Source organism: Phytohabitans rumicis (assembly GCF_011764445.1).
Lineage (GTDB): Bacteria > Actinomycetota > Actinomycetes > Mycobacteriales > Micromonosporaceae > Phytohabitans > Phytohabitans rumicis.
In genome coordinates, this window is record NZ_BLPG01000001.1 from 9,133,342 (window position 1) to 9,150,112 (window position 16,771).

A 16,771-nucleotide genomic window follows, 5' to 3' on the forward strand; every position below is an offset into this window, starting at 1 on the left:
CGGGAATTTTCCGAACGTTAGACATAACCTATGTTCGATGGAAGCGGCGCGTCAACGCCCGCCGGGGGCTTAGAGTCGCGCCATGAAGTTCGACCAGCACACCCTGGTGCTCCTCGTCCGGCCGCCGAACGCGCCCGAGTTGAGCGAGGAGGAGGCGGACGCGTTGCAGGACGCGCACCTCGCGTTCCGGGCGGACCTGCGCGACCAGGGGTACCTGATCGGCGGCGGGCCGCTGCTCGACCAGGACGACGAGCGGCTGCGCGGCATCAGCGTGATGTCGGTCGACCCGGCCACCGCCCGCGAGCTGTGCGGCGCCGACCCGGCCGTCCGGGCCGGGCGGCTCGCCGTCCAGGTGATGACCTGGATGGTGCCCGCCGGCAACATCCACTTCGAGCCCGTCCCGGCCCCCCGATCCATGGCCGAGGTGGAGGACTAGCGTTCAGCCGACCTCGACGCCGTACGGCATTCCGGTGACGGGCTCGCCGCTGCCCGCGAGGGCCGTCGCGATCGCCGCCGCGGCCGGTGGGTACGCGAGTTCGCCGAGGCCGCCGATGGGCGCGTCCGACCGTACGAGGACCACGTCGATCTCGGGACAGTCGGTGATGCGCGCCCACGCGTAGTCCCGGAACGACGACTGGACGACCGCACCGTCGCGCACGGTGATCTGCGCACCGAGCACAGTGGACAGGGCGTCGATCACCGTGCCCTCGACCTGGGCCACGACCCCGGAGGGGTGGATCGGGACGCCGACGTCGACGGCCGCCGTGACCCGCAGCACCTTCCTGGCCGCCGGGTCGGCGGTGACGATCACCGCGATCGCCGAGTCGTACTCGAAATGGCAGGCCACGCCCCGGCTCTGCCCGGCGTCCGGTGCGGGAGCTCGAACGGCTGCGGCGTCGAGCACCGCGCGCAGGCGGGAGGGCGCCGGCAGCAGGCGGCGCCGGAGGTCCACCTGGTCGTGTCCGCCGCGCCGGGCGATCTCACCGAGGAAGCACTCCTCGGCGTAGGCGAACTGACCGGCGTAGACCGAGCGCCAGAAACCGGTGCGCAGCGGGGCGGGCCGCAGCGTCACCGACACCTCGCCGGGCACGGCGTAGGGGAAGTGGTCGCCGCTGGCCCTGACCACCGCCGGGTTGCTGAACGGCGCCGAGACGGTCAACGGCCAGGTCGCCACGTGGTGGACGCGGCCGGTGGGCACGCCGTCCGGGCCGAGCGTCGCGCCCAGCCGGTGCACCGACATCGGCCGATACGAGTCGTGCCGGGTGTCGTCGTCACGCGTCCAGCGCACCGTGACCGGCCGGCCGACGGTCCGCGAGCAGGCCACCGCCTCCTGCACCGGGTCGATTTCGATGCGCCGGCCGAACGCGCCGCCGGCCAGCGTCGGGGTCACCGTCACCTCGGCCTCGGGCCGGCCGAGTTGCGCGGCCAGTTGGGTACGCAGCCCGCCAGGGTTCTGCACCGGCGCCCACACCCGCACCTCGGACGCGGTGACGTGGGCCGTGGCGTTCATCGGCTCCATCGGCGCGTGCGCGAGCAGCGGCAGGCGGAACACGCGCAGCACGTCCGGAGTCCCTGTAAGGGGCGGCAGCGCCGTCTCCAGGTCCGCCAGCCAGGCGCGGCTGTCGGCCGTCGGGTTTCCGCCGGTCCAGGTGACGCGCAGCGCGTCCCGGCCGCGCAGCGCCGCGGCGGTGGACGTCGCGACGACCGCGACCCCGCCCTGCCCGTCTCCCGGCGGGGTGAGCCGGACGACCGCGACCACGCCGACCACCGCAAGCGCGGCGGCATGGTCGACCGTGTCGACCCGCGCACCGATCCACGCCGGCCGAGCCACGACGGCGATCAGGCTGCCCGGTGGCGCGGACTCGGCGCCGTAGCGGGCGCGGCCGGTGACGATGGCGCGCGCGTCGGCCCGCCCGGCCGGGGTACGGCCGATGAGCCGCCACTGGTCGGGCGGTGTCAGGGTGACGGGCACGGTGGCCGGATCGATCGCGGCGGCGTCACCGACCAGTTCGCGGTAGCGCAGCGGCCGCCGACGCGGATGCTCGACCCGTCCGCGCCGCGCGACACACTCCGCGACGGGCACCTGCCACCGCGCGGCGGCCGCCGCCACGAGCAGGCAGCGCGCGGTGGCGGAGGCGGTGCGCAACGGCTGGGTGATGTGCCGGCTCGACATGGAGTTGCCCACCGACTGGGAGCCATACCGGGCGGTATTGCCGAGGGCCTGCTCCAGCGTCACGTCGGCGACCTCGACGGCCAATTCCTCGGCGACCAGTACAGCGGCCATGGTCCGCACGCCCTGACCGGTGTCGGGCTTCGGAACCGTGGCCACCACCCGGCCGTGGTGGTCGACGCGGACGAACACCGTCGGGGCGAGGTCCGGCAGCTCGGTGCCGGGTGCGGCACTCGCGGGTCCCGCCGCCGTCCCCACCGGCACGGCCACCACCAGCGCGCCCGCCGTCAGGAAGGACCGCCGGGTGATCACCGCTCACCCCGGGCGATCTCGGCCGCTCGCCGGACGGCCGCCCGGATGCGCGGATACGTCCCGCACCGGCACACGTTGTCCCGCAACGCCTCCGCGATCTGCGCGTCGGTCGGATCCGGGACGCGGGCGAGGAGGGCCACGGCCGTCATGATCTGGCCGGGTTGGCAGTAGCCGCATTGTGCGACGTCGAGTTCCAGCCAGGCCCGCTGCACCGGATGGTCCTGGATCCCCTCGATGGTGGTGATCCGGGTGCGCTCGCAGTCGGCGACCGTTCGGACGCACGGCCGCGCGGCGGCGCCGTCGACGAGCGAGACGCACGCCCCGCAGGCTCCGACGCCGCAGCCGTACTTCGGCCCGGTCAGCCCGAGTTCGTCCCGCAACGCCCACAGCAGCGGGGTGTCGCCGGGGACATCGACCACCTGACGCCGACCGTTGACGTGCAACCGGTATCCGCCCACCACATCCCCTCCCCGCGCTGCCCGAACGGGCCGATCGTCACACAGTATCGAAAACCGTAGATAAATTGATCAATGACTGTGGCCGAAATGATGTGACCGGGCGGGTTTCTTGACAGGTACCCGGGCCCCTTCCCTATAGTGCTAGGCATCTAGTGAAACGAGACGTCACCGTGATTGAGTTCCATCTCGACGGCCGCTCCGGCGTCGCTCCCTACATGCAGCTGATCCAGCAGGTGCGGCAGGCGCTGCGGCTGGGGCTGCTGGTCGAGGGGGACCGCCTGCCGACCGTCAAGGACGTGGTCGCCAAGGTGGCGATCAACCCGAACACGGTCTTCAAGGCGTATCGAGAGCTCGAGTACCAGGGATTGGTCTCCGCCCGGCCGGGAGTGGGCACGTTCGTGACCCGCACCCTGACCGATCAGTCGCTCGCCGCGCACGAGTCGCTGCGCGAGGAGCTGCGCACCTGGCTGGACAAGGCGCGCGCCGCCGGGCTGGACGACGAAAGCATCGACGCGCTCATCGCGACCACCGTCCGCACCCCCATCGAGGAGTCCACATGACCAAACCCGCGCTCAGGGCCGTGGGTCTTACCAAGCGTTACGGGCGGTATCCCGCACTGTCCGACTGCACCCTCGACATCCCGTCCGGCCGGGTCGTCGGGCTGGTCGGCCCGAACGGCGCGGGCAAGACGACGCTGCTGCAGCTGGCGGCCGGCATGTTGACCCCGACGGCGGGCTCGATCGAGGTCCTCGGCGGCCGACCGGCGTCCGGCGCGGCCCAGCTGGCCAAGGTCGGGTTCGTCGCGCAGGACACGCCGACGTACGCGGGCATGTCGATCGCCGATCACCTCAGGTTCGGCGCCTCCGCCAATCCACGGTGGGACCAGCCGGCGGCCGAGGAGCGGATCGCCCAGTTCGGCCTGGACCTGCGGCAGAAGGCCGGCCGGCTCTCAGGCGGCCAGCGCGCCCAGCTCGCGCTCACGCTGGCCATCGCGAAACGGCCGGAGCTGCTCATCCTCGACGAGCCGGTGGCCAGCCTGGACCCGATGGCCCGCCGGGAATTCCTCAAAGGACTGATGAGCTTCACGGCCGAGCACCACGCCAGCGTGATCCTCTCCTCCCACCTGGTGTCCGACCTGGAACGCGTCTGCGACTACCTCATCGTGCTGGTCGCTTCCCGGGTACGGGTCGCCGGTGACGTCGACGACCTGCTGGAGGGCCACTTCCGGCTCACCGGCGCCCGGCGGGACGTCGACGACCTGCCCGACGGCGTGGAGGTCATCGAGGAGAGCCACGTCGAACGGCAGTCCACGCTCATCGTCCGCGCCGACGTTCCGCTCGACGGAACGCCGTTCACCGTCGAACAGCTCACCCTCGAAGACCTGGTGCTGGCGTACATGTCGCAGGCCACGTCGTCCCGGCCGGTATTGGAGCCCACCCGATGATCTGGTTCACCTGGCGTCAGTTCCGCTCCCAGACGGTGATCGCGGCGGCGACGCTCGTGGCGTTCGGCGTCCTGCTCCTGATCACCGCGCGCACCATCACCGACTTGTACGCCGAGGTCGCGGCCTGTAGCGGCGACTGCGACGGCGTCGTCGAAGTCTTCCTCTCCCGGTTCCGCAGCAGTGCCGCGTTCCCGACGTACGTCGCCGCGCTGGGCGCCGCGTATCTACTGCCGGTACTGCTCGGAATCTTCTGGGGCGCTCCGCTGATCGCCCGGGAACTCGAGGCCGGCACCCATCGTCTGGCGTGGAATCAGTCGGTGACCCGAACCCGCTGGCTCGCGGTCAAGCTCGTGGCGGGTGGCGCGATCGCGGCGACGAGCACCGGCCTGCTCGCCTTGGCGGTGACCGTCTGGTCGCAACGCGTCGACAGCGCCTCCCAGGACCGGATGCTTCCGCTGCTGTACGGGTCGCGAGGGATCGTGCCCGTCGCGTACGCGCTCTTCGCCTTCCTGCTCGGCGTCACGACCGGGATGCTCCTGCGCCGGGTCGTTCCGGCGATCGCGGCCACGCTGGCGATCTACGTGGCGGCGCTGGTGGCCATGCCGCTGTGGGTGCGGGCGCATCTGGTCCCGGCCGAGCACGAAACGCTCGCGCTAACAGCTCAGAACCTCCAGGGGGTCTCCATCAGCCCTGACACCGGCACGATCGACGTCGTCGGCAGAGGGCTCGACGGCGGCTGGGTCGTCAGCAATCGCACGATCACGAGCGACGGGAGCACATTCAGCGGTCCCGTCGACCTCACGACCTGCGGCCCGAACGCCACCATGACCCAGTGCAACGAGTGGCTCGGATCGCTCGGCCTGCGGCAGGACCTTCTCTACCACCCCGACAGCCACTTCTGGCCGATGCAGTGGGCGGAGGCCGGAGTCTTCATCGGACTGGCCGCACTGCTCGGCGCGTTCTGCTTCTGGTGGATCCGCCACCGGATCGTCTAAACCCGGTCAGCCGGTCGTGGTGGGACTGGCGGTCGGCGGCTTCATCTAGACTGGATCTAGACGAGAAATGGTTAGCTCCGAACCATTTCTCGTCTAGATCTAACTGCCAAGGGACAGGCTTGGGCTACCGCGACGTCCGTCGTGGTCGGGACCGCTGCTCCCGCGGCCTCGCCCTGCGCGGTCCACAATCGACAGAGCGAAGCTTGTTCGCGGTGGCACTCCACCTCTCGGCCTGCCCGCCGTGGTTGCCGGCCCTGCGGGCCGGCGGATCGTGGGACGCGGAGGGCGAGGCCGCGGGAGCGACGGCTTGGACCGCGACGGGCGTCGCGGCAGCTCAACATCTTTTGATTTTCCTCACCCTCGCCGCGAGACGCCCTAGAGGTGCAGGAGGAGTCGCTGGGGGCGCTCGACGCAGTCGGCGACGAAGCGCAGGAAGCCGCCCGCCACGCCGCCGTCGCAGACCCGGTGGTCGAACGCCAGGGACAGCTGCGCGACGCTGCGCACGGCGAGCTGGCCGTCGACGACCCAGGGGCGCGGCAGCACCCGCCCGACGCCGAGCAGGGCGGCCTCCGGGTGGTTGATGATCGGTGTCGAGCCGTCGACGCCGAACACGCCGTAGTTGTTGAGGGTGAAGGTGCCGCCGGTGAGGTGCGACGGGGCGAGGGTGCCGGCGCGGGCCGCCTCGGTGCGCTCGCGCAGCGCCTGGGCCAGGTCGGCGAGGGTGCGCCGGTGGGCGTCGTGCACCACGGGTACGACCAGGCCGCGGTCGGTCTGCGCGGCGAAGCCGAGGTGCACGTGCGGGAGCTGGACGATCTCCTCGCGGGCGGTGTCCACGTACGCGTTGAGCTGCGGGAAGCGTTGCAGGCCGGCGACGCAGATCCGGGCCAGCAGGGCCAGCAGCCCGATCGGCTCGGTGGCGTCGCGGTTCAGTTCGGCGCGCAACTCCAGCAGCGCGGTGGCGTCGACGTCCACCCAGGTGGTGGCGTCGGGGATCTCGGTACGGCTGCGCACGAGCTTGTCGGCGATGGCGCGGCGCACGCCGCGTAGCGGGATCCGGGTACCAACACTGTCCACAGTAGAGGGGATGGCGGCTTCGACGTCGCGCCGTACGATGATCCCGCCCCGCCCGCTCGGGGTCAGCGTGGCGAGGTCCACGCCGTGCGTCTTGGCGAGCCGCCGTACGACGGGGGAGATGACCCGGGGTGCGGCCACCGGGGTGGGACGGCGGCGTCGCCGTGACGGGCCCGCGAGGGCACCGGTGCCGTATCCAATGAGGACATTGCCGGAGCCGGCCTCCGCGTCCGGCGCGGCGGCGACGGCGATCAGCGGTGCGCCGACCGCGACCGTCGCGCCGGCCGGGGCGTACAGCTCGACGACTGTGCCGGCGACGGGGATCGGCACCTCGACGGCCGCCTTGGCGGTCTCCACCTCGACGACGATCTGGTCGATCGCGACGTGGTCGCCGACGGCGACCCGCCAGTCGAGCACTTCCGCCTCGGTGAGGCCCTCGCCGAGGTCGGGCAGGCGGAAGACGGTGCTCATGCCGGCCCGCCCACGGCCAGGAACCGCGGATCGGGTTCGTCGTCGCGCTGCAGTCGGTCGAGCGCGTCGAGCACCCGGTCGACGCCCGGCAGGTGGTGGTGCTCCAGCATCGGCGGCGGGTACGGCACGTCGAAGCCGCTGACCCGCAGCACCGGCGCGTGCAGGCTGTGGAAGCAGCGCTCCTGCACGCGGGCGGCCACCTCGGCGCCGACCCCGGCGAAGCCGGGCGCCTCCTGCACCACCACACAGCGGCCGGTGCGGCGCACCGACGCGGTCACCGTCTCGTCGTCGAACGGCACGATGGTGCGCAGGTCGACGACCTCCAGATCCCAGCCCTCGCCGGCTGCGGCGTCCGCGGCGGCGAGCGCGACCGGCACCGCCGGCCCGTACGCCACGACCGTCGCGTCCCGGCCTTCCCGCCGGACCGCGGCCCGCCCGAACGGCTCCGTCCGCAGTGGAAGGTCCACATCGGACTTCGACCAGTACAGCTTCTTCGGCTCCAGGAACACCACCGGGTCGGGGTCCGCGATAGCCTCGCGCAGCATCGAGTACGCGTCGGCCACCGTCGCCGGGGTGGCTACCTTCAACCCCGGCGTGTGCGCGTAGTACGCCTCGCTGGAGTCGCAGTGGTGCTCGACGCCGCCGATCCCGCCGGCGTACGGGATGCGGATGACCAGCGGCAGGCTCAGCCGCCCGCGGGTGCGGTTGCGCAGCTTGGCCACGTGCGAGGCGATCTGCTCGAAGGCGGGGTAGGCGAACGCGTCGAACTGCATCTCGACGACCGGCCGGAACCCGCCCATCGCCAGGCCGACGGCGAAGCCCACGATGCCGGCCTCGGCCAGCGGGGTGTCGAAGCACCGCTCGTCGCCGAACTTGTCGGTGAGCCCGTCGGTGATCCGGAAGACGCCGCCGAGGGCGCCGACGTCCTCGCCGAACACGAGCACCCGGTCGTCCTCGTGCAGGGCGTCGCGCAGCGCCGTGTTGAGCGCCTGGGCCATCGTCGTGGGTGCCATCAGGGCGCCTCCACCAGTTCTGCCAGCAGTGTCGCCCGCTGTTCGCGCAGTTGCGGGGTCGGCTCGGCGTACACGTGGTCGAACAGGTCGGTCGGGGTCAGGTCGGGGTCGGCGTTCATGCGGGCGCGCAGGGCGGCGGCGTACTCCTCGGCCTCGGCGGCGATCTCCGAGGCGTCCGCGTCGGTGAGCGCGCCGCGCCCGCGCAGGTACGCCTCCAGCCGGGCGACGGGGTCGCGGCGCCGCCACTCGTCGACCTCGGCCGCGGCGCGGTAGCGGGTCGCGTCGTCGGCGTTGGTGTGCGCGTCCATCCGGTATGTGTGCGCCTCGACCAGGAACGGTCCGGCGCCCGAGCGGGCGTGCGCCACCGCCGCGGTCAGCACCGCCAGCACGGCCACCGGGTCGTTGCCGTCGACCTGCTCGGCCGGTACGCCGTACCCGATGCCCTTGGCGGCCAGCGACGGCGCGGCGCTCTGCCGCTCCAGCGGCACGGAGATCGCGTACCGGTTGTTCTGCACCAGGAAGACGACCGGCGCCCGGAACACGGCCGCGAAGTTCAGCGCCTCGTGGAAGTCGCCCTCGCTGGTCGCGCCGTCGCCGATGAAGGCCAGCGCGATCGCGCCGGAGCCCTTGCGGCGCTCCGCGTACGCCAGGCCGGTGGCGTGCAGGGTCTGCGTGGCCAGCGGTGTGCACTGTGGAGCGACGTGGTGCGCGCGCGGATCGTAGCCGCAGTGGGCGTCTCCGCGCAGCAGCGAGAGCACCTCGACCGGGTCGACGCCGCGGGTCACCAGCGCCACCGACTCGCGGTACGTCGGGAAGAGCCAGTCGCCGGCGCCGACCGCGAGGACCGCGCCGACCTGGCACGCCTCCTGGCCGTGGCTGGACGGGTACACGGCGAGCCGGCCCTGCTTGGTCAGCGCCGTGGCCTGGGTGTCGAACCGGCGGCCGACGACCATCTTGCGGTACGCGGTCACCAGCAGGTCCAGGTCCGGCACCGGGTACGCCGGCGGGTCGGTCACCGGCGTGCCGGTGTCGGTGAGGTACCGGACCGGCTCGGCCGAGGGGAGGAGCAGTGCCATGCCACCAGATGGTGCGGCCTGCGGCCAGATGGCTCAACAGCGCCGGTAAAGTGAGGACGATCGGATCTGTATAGGGGGCAGCGGTGGACCATCTGTCAAGCGCACCCGCGTTGCCGGGCGGTCCGGCGGGACGTTCGGCACCGTCCCTGGACGACGTCGACTGGGCGATCCTGCGCGAGCTGGCGGCGGACGGCCGGATGTCCGTGCGCACGCTCGCCGAGCGGATCCGGGTCTCCCGCACCAACGCGTACGCCCGGCTGGAGCGGCTGGCCGCCGACGGGGTGATCACCGGGTTCACCGCTCGGCTCGACCCGGCGCGGGCCGGGCTCGGCACCACGGCGTACGTGCTGCTCAACATCGACCAGAACGCCTGGCGCACCATCTCTGACCAGTTGCGCGACGTGCCGTACGTGCAGCACATGGCGCTGGTCGGCGGGGACGTCGACATCATGATGCTGGTCCGGACGCCGGACAACGCGACCCTGCGCGACGTGGTGATCGCCGGGGTGCACGCGGTGCCGGGGGTGCGCTCGACCCGCACCTGGCTGGTGTTCGAGGAGCTGGCCGGCCGGCGTTCCCTGGTCTGAGGGGTTGGAGCGTTGATCGATGCCTTGTGCGGCGGTCGTCGCTGCCGTAGCTTGGCTGATTACCTCACGGTTTCGTTAACCCTTATCAGAAGGTGTGCGATGACGGCTCAGCGTAGCGTGACCAGGTTGGCCAGCGCGGCGGTGGCGGCGACGCTCGGCGCCGGACTGACCACGAGCGCCGCGGCGGTGCCGGCGGCAGCCGAGCCCGCGGCCGCCGCGACCGGGGTCGTCGTCCGGATCGACCCGTCGTACCAGCAGCCGGCGTTCGAGGGCTGGGGCACCAGCCTGGTCTGGTTCGCGAACGCCACCGGCGGCTACCCGGACGAGGTCCGCAACAAGCTCGTCGACCTGCTCTTCGGTGAGGACGGGCTGCGCCTCAACATCGCCCGGTACAACATCGGCGGCGGCAACGCCCCGACCGTGCGCGACTACCTGCGCCGCGGCGGCGCCGTGCCCGGGTACTGGAACGCGCCGCAGCCGTACGGGCCGACCGACAAGGACTGGTGGGACCCGGACAACCCGGACCACTGGAACTGGGACGCCGACGCCAACCAGCGCTGGTGGCTCGACCAGATCAAGGACAAGGTCGACACGTGGGAGGCGTTCAGCAACTCGCCGCCGTGGTTCCAGACCGTCAGCGGGTACGTCTCCGGCGGCTTCAACTCCAGCACCGACCAGATTCGACCGGACACAGTGGACGACTTCGCCACCTACCTGGTGCGGGTCGTCGAGCACCTGGAGCGCACGTACGGCATCCGATTCGACAGCATCGACCCGCTGAACGAGCCGAACACGCCGTACTGGGGCACCACCCTCGGGGCGGACGGCCAGCCGACCGGCGGACGCCAGGAGGGCGCGCACGCCGGTCCCGCGTCGCAGGCGCAGGTGGTGCTGGCGTTGCAGCGCCAGCTCGCGACGGCCAGCACCGACGCGGTGATCTCCGCGCCGGACGAGACCAACCCGGGCCTGTTCCTGCAGGACTGGTACGGCTACCCGGCCGATGCGCAGGCGGCGGTGAGCCAGCTCAACGTGCACACGTACGGCACCGGGCAGCGCACCGCGGCCCGCGACGTGGCCAAGGCCGAGGGCCGCAAGCTGTGGATGAGCGAGGTCGAGGGCAGCTGGGGCCGGGACTTCACCAGCATGGACTCGGGCCTGGGCATGGCTCGCCGCATCATCGACGACCTGCGCGAGCTGGAGCCGTCGGCGTGGGTGCTGTGGCAGCCCATCGAGGACGGCGAGAACATGCAGGCCGAGGGCAACCTGCAGTGGGGCAGCATCCACGTCCCGTTCACCTGCACGGCCACCGACACGCTGGAGACGTGTCCTATCAGGACGAACACCAAGTTCGACACGATCCGCAACTTCACCCACTACATCCGCCCCGGCGACCGGCTGGTCAAAGTGGACGACCCGGCCAGCGTGGCGGCCGTCAAGAAGTCCAGTCGCGGCGCGGTCGTGGTGCACGCCAACGCCGACCCCGACCCGCGCGCGGTGACGCTGGACCTGTCCCGGTTCTCCAACGTGAGCGCCAACGCCACCGTCACCCCGGTCGTGACCAGCGCCGCCGGCAAGCTCGTGCGTGGCACCCCGGTCCGCGTGTCCGGCCGGTCCGCGACGCTCACCGTGTCGGGCGAGTCGGTCACCACGTTCCTGATCAGCGGCGTCTCCTCGGTGGCCGCCGACGGGCAGCACATCCAGGCCGGCCACGCGTACCGGCTGCAGGGCGTACAGAGTGGACGGTCGCTCGCACCGTCCGCGGATGGCGCGGCCACGGTGCTGCGCACCAACGACACGGGCCGCGCCGACCAGCTCTGGTACGTCCGCAAGGTGCGCCACGGCGTGACCAACCGGGACCGCTACACCATCGTGAACGCCGGCGGCGGCACGCGGTTGGCCGTGCGCGACGGAGCCACCGTCCTGGAGGACGGCGCGACCACGCCCGACGACGGTGCACAGTGGATCCTGTCCACCACCGGCGACGGCACGTACACGTTCATCAACGTCGCGGCGAAGCGGCTGCTCGACGTGGGCGGCGCGGCCACCGCGGACGGCAGCCCGGTGTCGATCTGGCTGCCCAACGGGGCCGGCAACCAGCGCTGGACCGTGCTGGATGAGAACGTCGCCAGCACCGAGACCGCACAGCTCTACACCGTCCCCGGCCGTACGCCCACGCTGCCGGACACCGTGACCGCGGTCCTCGCCAGCGGCGCCCGGCGCGCCCTGCCGGTCACCTGGCAGACACCGCCGGCCGCGGCCTGGCGTACCCCGATGTGGTCACCGTCCGCGGCACGGCGACCGATGTGCTCGGCCGGCGGGTCAAGGCCACCGCGAAGGTCACCGTGGACGTCTTCACAGCCACCGAGCCGGGACGGGCCAAGGCGTACGCCGGCGGCAACCCGGTCCTGCCGTCCACTGTGGTCGGCCTCGGCGCGAACGGCGGTACGGCCACCCTGCCGGTCACCTGGGACCCGGCGCCGGCCGGCGCCTTCGACCGCACCGGCGTGGTGACGCTGACCGGCGTGGCCCGGGTGCTGGACGGCACCACCCTGCCGGCGACCGTGCGGGTGCAGGTCACGGAGGCGGCGCAGGCCAACGCCGCGCTGGCGGACGGCGCCTCGGTCACCGCGACGTACACCGAGAACGGCTACTCGACGGCCGGGCTGCGCAACGGGGTCACCGCGGAGAAAGCCTGGTCGAACTGGCGGCCCGGCACCCAGAACCCGTCCGAGACCATCACCGTCACGCTGCCCCGCGCGGTCGACGTGGTACGGGTGGCGACGTACTTCTACCGGGACAGCTCGGGCGGCGGCGGCCTGGCGCAGAGCGTGCGCGTCCAGGTGCGCGGCGCCGGCGGCACGTGCGCCGACGCGAGCGGCGAGGTGGCCGTGGGCACCGCGGGCTCGCCCGTGGTCGACGTGCCGGTGGCGGCCACCACCACCGACGCCGTGTGCGTGGTCTTCACGCCCCGGCCCGGCGGCTACCTGACGGTCGGCGAGATCGAGGTGTACACCAAGTCGCCGGGCGTCTCGTCGGACGCCACCCTGTCGTCGATCGCGGTGGATGGCGTACCGGTCGCGGACTTCGACCCAGACCGGCCCGATTACCGGGTCACCGTGGCCAAGCCCGCGCGCAGCGTGGTCACCGCGACCGCCGCCGACCCGTACGCCACCGTCCGGGTGGAGCGGGCCGCGTCGTCGGCCCGGGAGACCACCTGGGTGGTGACCTCGACCAGCGAAGACGGCACACAGACCCGCACGTACCGGGTGGTCGTCGCGGCCTGAACGTCGCATATTCTGGCGGTGGACGACTCGCCAGGTTCCTGAGAGTGGGATTCTTGGCGAGCGTGGTTGCGGACGTCGTGCCGCCAGCCGGCACCGTCCGCGATCACGCAGGTCCGTCTTGCCGGGCCCGGGCCATGACTTCGTCGGTGGTGAGCGGAGCCCGCGGATGGTAAGTGAGGCATAGCGGCGCGCTCACCTTCTGCGGTGGCTCACCCTCCACCGCGACGTAGAACTCGCCCGAGGTGAGCCGGGCCAGATCCGGTACGTCTCCACCTTTCATCTTGGCCATGTCCCGGGCATGGTCGATCTGCACCGGCGCGTTCAGCAGCCCGAAGCATTGGGTCGTGGCGTTGCCCGATACGCGGTTGTGCAGTCCCTTCGGCGCCTGGGTGGCGAAGATCAGGCCGAGGCCGTACTTGCGGGCCTGGGAGGCGAGCGCCAGGGTGCTCTGGGTGCACACCGTCATCGCACCCGAGGGCGCCAGGGTCTGCGCCTCGTCCATCACGAACAGCCCGAGCAGCGGCCGGTGCGCGGCGGGGTGCTTCTTGATCCAGGCGAACAGGGCCATCTGGAGTTGGTTGACGAAGCTCTGCCGGGCCTCCTCGGCCGGTAGGCCGATCAGGCTGATCACCGAGACCCGGGCGCGCTTGCCCGGTGCCGGAGTCAGCAGAATGCCGGGGTCGACGGGGGTGCCGGTGCCGCCGAAGAGCGGGTCGTTGTCCATGGAGGCGGTGAGCGTCTGCGCCAGACCGGCGGCGATCTTGTCCGCGCCGTCCAGGCCGCTGACCCCGTCGGGGAGGTCGTCGAGCAGGTGGATGAGCCCGGGGACGTCGCGCCCACCCTGCCGCGCGTAGTGGTCCACCGCGCGGCGCAGCACCGCCAGGCCCAGGTGGACCTTGTTGGTGCGGCCGACGAGCTTGGCGCGCGGCGCCAGGGCCGCCACGGCCGCCTCGACCGCCTCGCCGAACTCGTCCGGATCGTCGCGGACGCCGGCGAAGTCCGGGAGCGGCTGGAAGCTCAGCGGGCGGCCCGACTCGCGGCGCGGAGTCCAGATCACCACCTCGGTGTTGGCGAGGTACTCGGCCGCGCGCTCGGCGGCGCCGGTCCGCCACTGCGGCGGCCGTTCGGGCCATGGGTCGCCGAGCCGGGCCAGGTCGTTGTTGGGGTCCAGGACGATCGCGGACACACCCAGCAGCGCGCACTCCTCGATGACGTGGCGGATGAGCACCGTCTTTCCGGAACCCGACCCGGCGAAGATGGCCAGGTGCTTGCGCAACGCCTCCAACGGCATCCGCAGGGGTGCGTCGTCCTCCGGCCCGTACCCGATCACGAGCTCGTGGCCGGTGCCCGCGCCCGGCCCGGCGTCGCGCGCCGGCGCGACCGGCGGCGGGCCTGCCCGCGTCCAGTCGTCGGCGTCCGCCAGCGCCTCCTTGAACAGCGTCAGCTGCGCCGCCGGCCGGCGCTTGACCAGCCACGCCTGTAGCACCGTCGGGTGCTCGTCGCGCAGCCCGTGCAGGGCGGCGAGCACCCGCAGATCCGCGCCGTCGACGGCGAGGGTCTGGCCGCCGTCGTGGTGGAACTCCTTGACCGCTTGCTGGGTCTTGACCCCGGATGACCAGGGGCCGTTGCGGATCAGGAACAGCTTGCGCTTGGCGACCTCGGCGGTCAGCCCGGCGGCCATCCGCGCGCGGCGGATCCGGTTCAGCGCGGCCACCGCGTGGTGGGTGTCGCTGACCGCCCGGAAACACCAGTGCACCTGGTCTTCGGTGTTCTCGTCCAGGGTGCGGCGCAGCCGGGCGTGCAGGTCCGGCTTGTCGCTGGGCGGCGGGTCCAGCGTGAACGCCTCGGCGCCCTCCCCGCGTTCCAGGATCCACGCGGTCAGCCCCGCGGTGAGCAGGGCCGGAAACGTCACGTCCTCGGTGTCGCCTTCGAGCGGGGAGGTGATGTCGGCGTCCCGCTTGAGCTCCTCGAACCGCGCGTCGATCTGGGCCAGGATGTCCTCGGGGGCCTCCGGCGCCGGTGCCGGGCTGCCGGGCTCCTCGTCGTCGTCCGGCGCGCTGGCCAGGCTCGTCAGCTCGCGCACCTCGCCGGCCTTGAGGCAGGCCCGGACGTGCCGGTCGATCTCGATGAGCAGCCGGCGCGGCGTGTAGTTGCCGGCCTCCGCGAACGCGGACCCGCGCACCGGCCACGTCTTGTAGGCGGGGGTGAAGCCGATGTCGCCGTACCGGGCGCCGAACCGCCGCTCGACGATCTCCTGCGCGAGCCGGGCGTCCAGGATGCCCTTGAGCACCGGCGATCGGCGGAACCGGTCGGCCGCCGTGTTGGTCGCCCGGGTCTCGATGAGCGTCCAGGTCGTGGGCAGGCAAGCGACCACGGTCAGGGTGCGGCGCGTGCGTTCCCGTAGCCGCAGCAGCCCGCTCGCGACGTTCTCCAGGGCCAACGCCTGCCGCTGCTCGGCCCGCGTGTCCGCGTTGAGCGTCAGGTCGGCGCTCAGCGTGGACTGGGCGACCAGCGTGTCGATCTGGTCCACCGCGATCACCGACGGGCCGGTCAGCGCCAGCAGCAACGACAGGTCGCGGACGATGTCCTCCGCGGTGTGCGGCTTGCGGCGGATGCCCCAGTCCGTGCGCTCGCCGGGGATCGACTCCTCGTCCGAGATGAAGTAGTTGTCGGCGACGTCGCGGTGCTCGGACCGGTCCGAGGCGCTCAGCGCCAGCGCCCGCGCGGTGTCCCGGCTCAGGTCCGCGACGTACGGGTCGTAGTCCTTCAGCCCGTCGACGAAGGCGTCCAGGGCCGGCCGGGTCAGCGCGGTCTCGCCCATCACCGCCCGGCGGGCCGCCCGGGGCGCGCCGATGCGCGACGACAGCCGGCGCAGCAGCAGCCGCAACTGGGTCTCCCGGCCCACCACCGGCCGGGCCAGGCTGTCGCGCATGTATGCCAGCACGCTGGGCCAGAACGTCTGCTCGTCCAGCAGGCTGACGAGGAAGAAGTAGCCGCCCTGCTCCTGTACGCGCTGCCGCAGCCAGCCGAGCAGGTGGGTCTTGCCCGAGCCGCGCCGGCCCAGCAGCGCCAGGCTGATCGGACTGGGACCGGGACTGGCCGTCGCGTCGGCGATGCCGGCCTGCAGTTCGTGTATGACGTCGGTGTGCAGGCCGTCGACGTGCAGCGGCGAGGGCCGCCAGACGTCGTCCGGCACCGGCGCCCAGGTGAGCCGCAGCGCGGCGAGCGCGGCGCGTTCGTCTTCGGTCATCGCATGCCGATCGCCAGTACGTGCCGGTGCTCGCCGCCGATCTCCACTGCCGCCCGCCGATCCTCCACCTTCAGCGTCTTCTGGTTGGGTTCGGGCTCGAGGTCGACGTCCGGGGCGTCGAGCAGCCGCTCCAGCGCCTTGTCCAGCTCGGCCCTCGACACGTCGCCGAACAGGGGACGCAGCCGGGTCAGGCTCACCCACGCACCGGGTTCGGTGGCCAGGCCGGCGTAGGCGGACCGGATCCGCTCGCCCAGATCGCCCAGACCGCCGTGCACCGGCTCCGGCGCGCGAGGCCGGCCCAGGTGGTACGCGTGCAGGGCCGACAGCGCCGCCCACAGCTGCTGCTCCTTGCTGCCGTTCTTGCTCTTGCTCTTCTTGACGTCGGCCCCGTCCTCGGTGACCGTCAACGGGTCGCCCAGCAGCTTCTTGGCCGTCGGCGTCAACTTGTGCCGGTAGGGCCGGACTCGCGTGTTCGACTCCAGGTAGCCCAGCCCGTTGAGGCGCATGGTGTCGTCCTTGTACAGCCGGACGCCGTGGGCGTTGAACAGCTCGGTGTTGTCGACCTCCCTGCCCTCGATCTTCAGCAGGATCAGGAACGCGTAGTCCGTGTGGGTCAGGTCGTCGGCCATCTGTGGTCCTC

At 72.2% G+C, this 16,771-nt stretch carries 13 protein-coding genes; 6 read left to right on the top strand and 7 right to left on the bottom strand.

Features of this window, described 5'->3' with window-relative positions; translation table 11 throughout:
* Positions 1-82: 82 nt before the first annotated feature.
* Positions 83-436 carry a YciI family protein gene (locus Prum_RS41505; protein ID WP_173082606.1) on the top strand — a complete coding sequence of 118 codons (354 nt, stop codon included), beginning with the start codon at positions 83-85 and terminating at the stop codon, positions 434-436.
* Positions 437-439: 3 nt separating this feature from the next.
* On the opposite strand, the gene Prum_RS41510 is transcribed toward Prum_RS41505, so the two are convergent.
* Positions 440-2,482: a molybdopterin cofactor-binding domain-containing protein gene (locus Prum_RS41510; protein WP_173082608.1), complete on the bottom strand. Its 2,043-nt coding sequence runs from the start codon at positions 2,480-2,482 to the stop codon at positions 440-442.
* The gene (locus Prum_RS41515) at positions 2,479-2,943 is read right to left on the bottom strand and encodes a (2Fe-2S)-binding protein (protein ID WP_308785414.1); all 465 of its coding nucleotides are present in this window, start codon (positions 2,941-2,943) and stop codon (positions 2,479-2,481) included. The genes Prum_RS41510 and Prum_RS41515 overlap by 4 nt, the downstream gene beginning before the upstream one ends.
* Before the next feature lie 167 nt (positions 2,944-3,110).
* On the opposite strand from Prum_RS41515, the gene Prum_RS41520 reads away from it, so the two are divergent.
* From Prum_RS41520 to Prum_RS41530, 3 genes are read left to right on the top strand one after another with little or no spacing between them, the layout of a single operon-like run.
* Positions 3,111-3,500 (top strand): GntR family transcriptional regulator, encoded by a 390-nt coding sequence (locus Prum_RS41520; protein WP_173082612.1) that lies wholly within the window; start codon positions 3,111-3,113, stop codon positions 3,498-3,500.
* The gene (locus Prum_RS41525; protein ID WP_173082614.1) at positions 3,497-4,384 is read left to right on the top strand and encodes an ABC transporter ATP-binding protein; all 888 of its coding nucleotides are present in this window, start codon (positions 3,497-3,499) and stop codon (positions 4,382-4,384) included. Before Prum_RS41520 ends, Prum_RS41525 begins: the two co-directional genes overlap by 4 nt.
* Positions 4,381-5,379: an ABC-2 membrane transporter-related protein gene (locus Prum_RS41530; RefSeq protein ID WP_173082616.1), complete on the top strand. Its 999-nt coding sequence runs from the start codon at positions 4,381-4,383 to the stop codon at positions 5,377-5,379. Before Prum_RS41525 ends, Prum_RS41530 begins: the two co-directional genes overlap by 4 nt.
* Before the next feature lie 375 nt (positions 5,380-5,754).
* Here Prum_RS41530 and Prum_RS41535 read toward each other — a convergent pair whose 3' ends face one another.
* Genes Prum_RS41535 through pdhA form a run of 3 tightly spaced genes read right to left on the bottom strand, consistent with a single transcriptional unit; the run spans position 5,755 to position 9,010 of the window.
* Entirely contained in the window at positions 5,755-6,921 is a 1,167-nt protein-coding gene (locus tag Prum_RS41535) for a dihydrolipoamide acetyltransferase family protein (protein ID WP_173082618.1), read from the bottom strand.
* The gene (locus Prum_RS41540) at positions 6,918-7,934 is read right to left on the bottom strand and encodes an alpha-ketoacid dehydrogenase subunit beta (RefSeq protein ID WP_173082619.1); all 1,017 of its coding nucleotides are present in this window, start codon (positions 7,932-7,934) and stop codon (positions 6,918-6,920) included. The genes Prum_RS41535 and Prum_RS41540 overlap by 4 nt, the downstream gene beginning before the upstream one ends.
* A complete protein-coding gene (pdhA, locus tag Prum_RS41545; RefSeq protein WP_173082621.1) occupies positions 7,934-9,010 on the bottom strand; it encodes a pyruvate dehydrogenase (acetyl-transferring) E1 component subunit alpha in 1,077 nt (358 codons plus the stop codon). The genes Prum_RS41540 and pdhA overlap by 1 nt, the downstream gene beginning before the upstream one ends.
* Before the next feature lie 146 nt (positions 9,011-9,156).
* On the opposite strand from pdhA, the gene Prum_RS41550 reads away from it, so the two are divergent.
* Positions 9,157-9,597 carry an Lrp/AsnC family transcriptional regulator gene (locus tag Prum_RS41550; RefSeq protein WP_218577832.1) on the top strand — a complete coding sequence of 147 codons (441 nt, stop codon included), beginning with the start codon at positions 9,157-9,159 and terminating at the stop codon, positions 9,595-9,597.
* Positions 9,598-9,696: 99 nt separating this feature from the next.
* Entirely contained in the window at positions 9,697-12,108 is a 2,412-nt protein-coding gene (locus tag Prum_RS41555) for a glycoside hydrolase (protein WP_218577614.1), read from the top strand.
* Positions 12,109-12,984: 876 nt separating this feature from the next.
* Here Prum_RS41555 and Prum_RS41560 read toward each other — a convergent pair.
* Entirely contained in the window at positions 12,985-16,131 is a 3,147-nt protein-coding gene (locus tag Prum_RS41560; RefSeq protein WP_173082623.1) for a helicase HerA domain-containing protein, read from the bottom strand.
* On the bottom strand, positions 16,128-16,760 hold the full coding sequence (locus Prum_RS41565) for a hypothetical protein (RefSeq protein WP_173082625.1): 633 nt from the start codon (positions 16,758-16,760) through the stop codon (positions 16,128-16,130). The genes Prum_RS41560 and Prum_RS41565 overlap by 4 nt, the downstream gene beginning before the upstream one ends.
* Positions 16,761-16,771 lie beyond the last annotated feature (11 nt).

What these genes read in the sequence shown, in the direction of transcription:
- Prum_RS41505 (WP_173082606.1), top strand. Translation starts at nt 83, where the DNA reads ATGAAGTTCGACCAGCACACCCTGGTGCTCCTCGTCCGGCCGCCGAAC.
- Prum_RS41525 (WP_173082614.1), top strand. Translation starts at nt 3,497, where the DNA reads ATGACCAAACCCGCGCTCAGGGCCGTGGGTCTTACCAAGCGTTACGGG.
- Prum_RS41530 (WP_173082616.1), top strand. Translation starts at nt 4,381, where the DNA reads ATGATCTGGTTCACCTGGCGTCAGTTCCGCTCCCAGACGGTGATCGCG.
- Prum_RS41535 (WP_173082618.1), bottom strand. Translation starts at nt 6,921, where the DNA reads ATGAGCACCGTCTTCCGCCTGCCCGACCTCGGCGAGGGCCTCACCGAG.
- Prum_RS41540 (WP_173082619.1), bottom strand. Translation starts at nt 7,934, where the DNA reads ATGGCACCCACGACGATGGCCCAGGCGCTCAACACGGCGCTGCGCGAC.
- pdhA (WP_173082621.1), bottom strand. Translation starts at nt 9,010, where the DNA reads ATGGCACTGCTCCTCCCCTCGGCCGAGCCGGTCCGGTACCTCACCGAC.
- Prum_RS41555 (WP_218577614.1), top strand. Translation starts at nt 9,697, where the DNA reads ATGACGGCTCAGCGTAGCGTGACCAGGTTGGCCAGCGCGGCGGTGGCG.
- Prum_RS41560 (WP_173082623.1), bottom strand. Translation starts at nt 16,131, where the DNA reads ATGACCGAAGACGAACGCGCCGCGCTCGCCGCGCTGCGGCTCACCTGG.
- Prum_RS41565 (WP_173082625.1), bottom strand. Translation starts at nt 16,760, where the DNA reads ATGGCCGACGACCTGACCCACACGGACTACGCGTTCCTGATCCTGCTG.